We start from the raw sequence: 7,163 nt of genomic DNA, 5'->3' as shown, positions 1-7,163 counted from the left end.
TCATCCAGCGTTCGCAGAAAAGCTATTATTGCGGTTTGCTCCGCCTTCCCCAGGGGAATGCCCGGTTTAGCTCCCCGTTTCAGCAAAGGATCCAGGTTGGGTGTGTTCTTTACATGGCCTGCATAATGCTCCAACACGGCCTCCAGCGTTCTGAAGCGCCCATCGTGCATATAAGGTGCGGTGAAGCTGAGGTTGCGCAGGCTTGGAACTTTAAACCGGTACCTGTCTGCTTCATTAAGTGTAATAAGATACCTGCCCTGGTCACTGTTCAGACCGGGGCCTATCCCATTGTCGCGAAATGAATAGTCGGTAAACAAGGGCTCGCGATGGCATCCTGCACAATTATTTTTAAAGAGAACATATCCCTGCATTTCCCCGGCAGTAAAACCTGCGCCCAGGTTTTGAGTAACGCTGTCATACTTTGAGCTGGAACTGACAAGCATCACCATAAATTGCGACAAGGCCTTCATCATCCGCTCATTGTTGATCTCATCTGAACCAAATGCACGCTCAAAAAGCCGTGGATAATCGGGATGAGCGCGCAGCTTTGCAAGCACATTTTCGATCTTTTCATCCATCTCAACAGGGTTGGTGATGGGAACAACAGGTTGCAGATCAAGATCAAATACCCCACCATCCCAAAAGAAAGATCTGCTCCAGGCAAGGTTCATAATGGGGGGAGCATTCCGGACACCCAACCGGTCGTCGATACCATGGCTCACATCATGTCCATGATGGGTAAACGCCGCTGACTGTATATGACATGTGCCGCAACTTATGGAATTGTCCCGCGACAAGCGTGGTTCATAAAACAACTTTCTTCCCAGCTCAAACTTTGCCTGCGTAATATGGTTTGTATTGAAATGATAGACTGGTGCCGGGAAATGTGCAGGTGGCTGAAATCCGGTGAAAGTACTTATCAGCTGTTTTGCGCAAGCCGCACCTGCCACCAGGAGAATGCCCATCATTAAAACTTTCCTGCTCATAGCTGCTGATTCTCTGTATGGCTATGCCGGAACATCCCGGGAAAGTTGTTGGCGATACTGGCGCTGTAAGCGCCAAACATCACCGTTGGATTACTTGCAATACTAACCCTTGACAGGCCATCGAACATCCTGGCAACATCCACCATCAGGCATACATTACTCTTCCCGCCCGCACGCACCACCGCCTTACCAGCCGGCGTCAGATCAATAGTAACTTTCCTGATATTGTTGATCGTTGGTGCAGAATATCCTCCAAACCCACCTATGTGGTAGCGGAATTTGTGTTGCCCGGATGGGTCCATTGGCGCCTGACCGGAAATGCCTTCCATCTTAAAAAATATATAGCCACTATTCCACCCCCAATACATACCGTTCTCCATATCACCGGCAGGCTCCAATACGCCTGTTCTTTTACTAATGTCTGCGGTATTGCGAAGGCTGTCTATACCTAAAAGGAATGAGATAGCAACATAGTCACCCTCAGGCACACTTACCCTTGCAAAACGGGTAGAAGGATCCTGTGCTTTGATCAGAAAGTAACTGCTATCCTGCGGAACAGTGAATATAGTTCCATCCGCTTTCCTGACACTGATATTGCTGATAAAATATTGAAGGAGACTGACCGAAAAAACTTCTCCGGATGAATTACGATAATTGCCGGCCCCCAGTACAAGGCTATCCGTACCAACAACATTGTTAAATTCAATAGATAAAGTAGCTTTAGCTGTGTCAGTGAACGGTTGATGATCATTGCTTTTGCTGCATGAAAGCAGCATTACCGACAATAAGGTATACCATAACATACTATAATATTTTTATAGTTTTTGCAAAGGTACTAGCCGGAAAAATTACAAACTGCATAATGTCCAAAACTGTTCAATTTATGTCCTTTGTGTCGACTATACGTGCGGCTACCTTTGTGTGAGTATACAAACTGATAAGTTAAATGAAGATTGTTTTTTCAACAAGGACCATGGGAATGTTACTGGTAATATATGCGCTGGCAATGGCAGTAGCCACTTTTGTAGAGAATGATTATGGTACACCGGTGGCCAAGGAGCTCCTTTACAACTCGTGGTGGTTTGAGGTTATAATGGTGTTACTGGTAGCAAACTTTCTGGCAAATATTGGAAGGTATAAACTCTATAGAAAGGAAAAGTGGCCGCTGTTGGTTTTTCACCTGGCCTTTTTCTTCATTTTCGCAGGCGGAGCAATCACCCGCTATATCAGTTTTGAGGGCACCATGCATATCCGTGAGGGAAGATCTGAAAATGGTATCATATCAGAAGCCACCTATTTAAAGATTCAAATTGCAGCCGATACGGTGGTGCAAAATTATCCTGACAGAAAAGTTACGTTTCTGCCGAAGAACATTCCCGGCTTCTTCAGTCTGTTCCGGCCCGCGTTTAATGCTAAATATGATTTCCAGGGAGAAAAGATCACCCTGAAGCTGATTGACTTTGTCCCAAAAGCACAGGACTCAATCATAGCTGACGGCAATGCTCCATTGGTAATAACGCTGGTGACAACTGAGGGCGGAAGGCGCAAAAAGGTTTGTATCCCCTCCGGCGCCTCAGCGCAGATACAAGGACTGGAAGTTGGGTTTGACAAAGACATGCCAAACGGCGTATCACTAACGGCCCCCAATGGGATACTGCACATAAAATCGGCTCTTCCGGCGAGATATATGGTGATGGCTACTAACCAGGTTGACACCATCAAGGCTATCAACACGCCGGAGCCCCTTCACTTAAGATCGCTTTATGAATTTGGCATGGGGGCAACCTTTGTAATACCCGGGGATCCAAAGAAAGGCCGTATCATCCGTTATGAGGGAGACCGGCAGAAAAATGCTTATGATCCGGATCTAATTGTATTGGCCCTTCAATCCCACGATGTTCAGGATACTGTTGCATTTTATGGAGGGCAGGGAATTACCGGCTACCAGGCCACCGCTTCACTTAACAACCTGAAAATAAACCTGGGGTATGGCTCCCGGTACTTTTATACTCCTTTTTACATACATCTTAAAAAGTTTGAACTGGAGAAGTATCCCGGCAGTAGTGCTCCCTCCTCCTTTGCCTCACAGGTTACCGTCAATGATGCGGCTAAGCAAATCCCTTACAGGATATATATGAACAACATTTTGAAATACCGGGGGTATCGCTTTTTCCAGAGCAGTTATGACTCAGATGAAAAGGGCACTATCCTGTCTGTAAATCATGACCACACAGGAACTGTCCTGACATATACAGGCTATTTTATGTTATTCACCGGCATGTTCTTTACTTTATTCTGGAAGGGTACCAGGTTTAATATTCTTAACCAACAGCTCCGTGCCCTGTCTGCAAAAAAAGGGGCGGCGGTGCTGGTGCTGCTGCTGTCTTCGATCACCGCAGCTGCGCATGATAATGTGCCCAAAGCTTTTAACATTGATAAGCAACATGCAGCAAGCTTTGGCAACCTGCCGGTACAGAATTTTGACGGAAGGATTGAACCCGTTAATACGCTGGCGCTTGAAATTCTGAGAAAGCTCTATCGTAAGGAGAGCTATCATGGCCTCGACGCCAATCAATTCCTTTTAGCGGTAACCACCAACCCGTTCGAGTGGGTTAATGCTCCTCTCATTAAAGTGAACAAAAGAGGCGGTGATGCCCTGCTGAAATTAACCAAAGCGAATGCCGAAGGTATAACCTCTATCATGAATCTTCTGGAGATTGATACTAGCGGTAACGCACACTTTGTACTGGAGCAACAATACAATTCATCATTTGCAAAAAAAGCATCGCTGCAGGACAACTACGATAAGGAGGTAATAGAGCTCAATGACAAAATGCAGGTTGCCCGATGGCTCCTGTCCGGCATTTATCTGCGCATCTTACCTGTTGAAGGTGATCGCAATGGCACCTGGTCGGCCCTGAGCTTGGTGCAGCCACCAAGAACTCAAAGCGAGCAGCTGGTGGCGGCATACTACCAAAGCGTACAGGTAGCCCGAAAAACCGGCAGCTGGGGCAAGGCAGACAGCCTGCTGAAAAAGATCAGCCAGCTGCAAAGGACCGAAGGTGCAAACGTCCTGCCCTCACAAACAAAGCTTGCCTGGGAAGTTAAATTCAATTCATGGAACCTGTTTTACAGGTTAATGATCTTTTATTCAATTACCGGTACACTGATCCTGGTACTGTCGTTCTTCAGTTTGTTCAGCAGCTTGCGGATAATAAAAGGCGCTATTGCGGGCCTCATTGTGCTATTAGTGATGGCCGCTATCCTGCAAAGCTTAGGTATTGCCATACGCTGGTACATTTCAGGACATGCTCCCTGGAGCAACGGCTATGAAGCGGTGATGTTTATCAGTTTAATTGGCCTGGTCTCTGGTCTTGTGATGTACAGGAACAGCAATGCGTTTATTCCCGCTGCGGGGGCACTGATCGCTGTTATTTTGATGGGGTTCGCACATGGAGGCGCCCAAATGAATCCGCAGATCACACCGTTGGTTCCTGTACTGAAGTCATACTGGCTGATGATCCATGTGGCGATCATTACTGCAAGCTACGGGTTCTTTGGCCTGAGCGCGCTGCTTGGTATGTTTGTGCTGCTGCTTCATATTGCCAATAATGCGGAAAGACGGCAATATATTGACCGGTCGCTACGGGAGCTTACCATTGTCAATGAACTATCCATGACAGTAGGCCTGTTCTTACTGACCTGCGGTACATTCCTTGGAGGAATGTGGGCTAATGAAAGCTGGGGGCGTTATTGGAGCTGGGACCCGAAGGAGACGTGGGCATTCATTTCAGTGATCGTTTATGCTTTTGTGCTTCATGCCAGATTGATCCCTGGCCTGGGAAGTAAATTCCTGTTCAATTTTCTTTCACTGATCTCTTTTTCAACCGTTATCATGACCTATTTTGGTGTTAATTACTACCTGACAGGACTTCATTCCTACGCCAAAGGGGATCCGATGCCTATACCGTCGTGGATTTACATAACGCTATTTATCGTAGTCACGGTTTCTTTAACGGCCCTGTTCAGGTACAAAAAAATGTCCCGGAAACATCTTTAGAAAACACGATACCGCATGCATGCAAAAAGGAGGCAGATGGCTGCCTCCTGGTATGATGCTGATTTGCCGGCTTTGTGTTATTTTATCAGCTGAACAGCGGCCGAAGTAACAAAATAATAAACGGCCCAGGCGCCAAAAGAAATAACCAGAATATAGATCCAGAAAGGAATGCTTTGCGGTGTTTCGCTACCGGTGATTGCAAAAGACTTCTGATCGCCTTTCCCGTAAGCATTTATCATCAAAGGTACCATCCCATCCACCACCGCATGTTCTTTGATCCCCTCTACCGCTACAGCCGGGCCGTTCTGCACTTCAAACGGGATGATCCGTATCCCCTCTTTCCCTGCAGAATCCTTGCTAACGATCTTTAAGGTGTGGCGGCCATCCGGCAGCTTGTAAGTATTAAGCTCAAACTGAACGGGCGTAGACAGCTCTGCTACCGGCACGGTTTCTTCGTCTATAAAAATGTAGACTTTGTTGCTCTTTTCCATGCTATGCCTGGGTTATGATACTATTTTTAATAGACCAGTGTTTGGGCTCCTGAGGGCGTATTAACCGCTTTACCAAATAGAACAGCGCTATCAGTACAATAGCCAGTGTAATTGCGACTATCACATAATCCCATTGGCTGTCGGGCCCCACTCCGTGTGTTATACCCCTGAAAATCCCGGGCTGCTGTTTTTTACAGGCCGGGCATGCCATGCTTAACAAGCGCCATGGCATTAATAATGCAAGAAAAAATAGCTTTTTCATATGTCTAGTTTTTTGGCTGCTCCTTGGCTAACGATTCCATGATCTTTTTTACCTCTTCCACGGTTACTTTTCTGCCGTTGTTGCCCCAGCTCGTTCTCTCGTGGTTCATGATAGCGGTAACTTCTTCAGCAGTGAGGTTGTTGAGTGTACCAACCGCCGGCATGATCCCAAACCCTTCATTAACCCGGCCGCTATACCCGTACATGATGATACTTACCATAAGTTCAGGATTATCGTTCAATACGACCTTACTATCCTTCAAAGGCGGAAAAGCGCCTTTAAGCCCCTCCCCGTTGGGTTGGTGACAGCTTTGACAATTATTGGCATACAGTGCTGCGCCATCAGGAGCGGCGGGGGATGCAGCATCTGCTGCAGGCACTTCTTTTTTATACAGGAAAGCCGGGCGGTTAACTTCGGGCAGTTTTACCTGCTTTAACGACTGCAGATATGCAACTAATTGTAAAGCCTCCGGGGTGGCTACTACCTTTTGCCCTTTTTTCTCCAGAAATTCTTCCGGCACATTTACCAACACATCACCGTCGTCCACCTTTTCTTTTATCTTAAATAACCAGGAATAGGCCGGCATAATAGATTGCCCAACCACGGTCCGCGGATTAAACAGATGCACCAGGTGCCAGTCGGCCGAAGGCTGACGGTTTCCGATATTGGTCAGATCAGGGCCGGTACGTTCAGTGCCCATAAGTGTTGCAGTATTCCGCCAGAGATCTGTTCTATGATTACCCGCGTAATCGGCAGCGATGCCCGGCCGTTCACCCCATACTTTATCCATCTCTACGTTACGTACCTGCTGGGTATGGCATACAACGCAACCATTGGCTACATAAACAGCTTTCCCTTTTACCGCGTCAGCGCTCAGCGGCACTGCATCCGGTAAAACAGCATTATTCCGCTGGTTTCTGATTGCAGGTAAGATGGCCACCAGTATTGTCAGCGCTATGAATAAAGCCAGTGCCGATCTGAATAGCTTTTTATGATTATCAAAAAATTCCATACTGTGGTTATAATGATGGTGAAACACCGGATTGACGATTCCGTTCTATTAATTGCTGCAGGGCCACTTCTCTTACATCGTTCAGAGAAGGGCGGGCAAACATCTTATACATATTATAGGCGAAGAACAAATGTGAGATCCACATCAGGCTGCCACCAATTGCCCGCCAGAGCCAGTAAGGCGCCATGAACACCACGCTATCCACGAATGTTTTGTCTGACTGCCACATTATTCCCCTGTAGGTGGCCCCATACATAAGCGGTATAGCATAAAACAGCAAGCCTATCAAAGCCAGCCAGAAGTGTGTACCTACTGTTACCTGTGGCGGTTCTTTACCCGTTAACCGCGGTAC

At 47.0% G+C, this 7,163-nt stretch carries 7 protein-coding genes and 1 pseudogene; 1 reads left to right on the top strand and 7 read right to left on the bottom strand.

Annotated features, from left to right (window positions below):
- Both VIM72_RS28205 and VIM72_RS28200 read right to left on the bottom strand, forming a co-directional pair.
- Positions 1-986: cytochrome-c peroxidase (locus tag VIM72_RS28205; protein WP_332006152.1), on the bottom strand; the 986-nt coding region annotated here is incomplete at its 3' end.
- Positions 983-1,789, bottom strand: a complete 807-nt coding sequence (locus tag VIM72_RS28200) for an MbnP family protein (RefSeq protein ID WP_332006151.1) — start codon at positions 1,787-1,789, stop codon at positions 983-985. The genes VIM72_RS28200 and VIM72_RS28205, both read right to left, overlap by 4 nt.
- Positions 1,790-1,932: 143 nt before the next feature.
- Between VIM72_RS28200 and ccsA the strand changes: the two genes are divergently transcribed.
- A complete protein-coding gene (gene ccsA, locus VIM72_RS28195) occupies positions 1,933-5,046 on the top strand; it encodes a cytochrome c biogenesis protein (protein WP_332006150.1) in 3,114 nt (1,037 codons plus the stop codon).
- A gap of 77 nt (positions 5,047-5,123) precedes the next feature.
- On the opposite strand, the gene VIM72_RS28190 is transcribed toward ccsA, so the two are convergent.
- The 5 genes and pseudogenes from VIM72_RS28190 to VIM72_RS28175 all read right to left on the bottom strand — a co-directional run.
- Positions 5,124-5,537, bottom strand: a complete 414-nt coding sequence (locus tag VIM72_RS28190) for a cytochrome C (RefSeq protein ID WP_332006149.1) — start codon at positions 5,535-5,537, stop codon at positions 5,124-5,126.
- Position 5,538: 1 nt separating this feature from the next.
- On the bottom strand, positions 5,539-5,799 hold the full coding sequence (locus VIM72_RS28185; RefSeq protein ID WP_332006148.1) for a hypothetical protein: 261 nt from the start codon (positions 5,797-5,799) through the stop codon (positions 5,539-5,541).
- Positions 5,800-5,803: 4 nt separating this feature from the next.
- Positions 5,804-6,178 carry a c-type cytochrome gene (locus tag VIM72_RS32475; RefSeq protein WP_414649055.1) on the bottom strand — a complete coding sequence of 125 codons (375 nt, stop codon included), beginning with the start codon at positions 6,176-6,178 and terminating at the stop codon, positions 5,804-5,806.
- Positions 6,179-6,352: 174 nt separating this feature from the next.
- Positions 6,353-6,811, bottom strand: a pseudogene (locus VIM72_RS32470) (cbb3-type cytochrome c oxidase subunit II); the annotation flags it as partial.
- 7 nt (positions 6,812-6,818) lie between these two features.
- Positions 6,819-7,163, bottom strand: a 345-nt coding sequence (locus VIM72_RS28175; RefSeq protein ID WP_332006146.1) for a cbb3-type cytochrome c oxidase subunit I, incomplete at its 5' end; no start/stop codon positions are given.

It is taken from the genome of Chitinophaga sp. (assembly GCF_036569185.1).
Classification (GTDB): domain Bacteria; phylum Bacteroidota; class Bacteroidia; order Chitinophagales; family Chitinophagaceae; genus Chitinophaga.
The sequence above is the reverse complement of the archived record's forward strand: the minus strand, read 5'-3'. Positions and strand labels throughout refer to the sequence as shown.

Bases quoted from the DNA above. Each gene is read 5' to 3' on its own strand.
- ccsA (WP_332006150.1), top strand. From the start codon at position 1,933: ATGAAGATTGTTTTTTCAACAAGGACCATGGGAATGTTACTGGTAATA.
- VIM72_RS28190 (WP_332006149.1), bottom strand. From the start codon at position 5,537: ATGGAAAAGAGCAACAAAGTCTACATTTTTATAGACGAAGAAACCGTG.
- VIM72_RS28185 (WP_332006148.1), bottom strand. From the start codon at position 5,799: ATGAAAAAGCTATTTTTTCTTGCATTATTAATGCCATGGCGCTTGTTA.
- VIM72_RS28200 (WP_332006151.1), bottom strand. From the start codon at position 1,789: ATGTTATGGTATACCTTATTGTCGGTAATGCTGCTTTCATGCAGCAAA.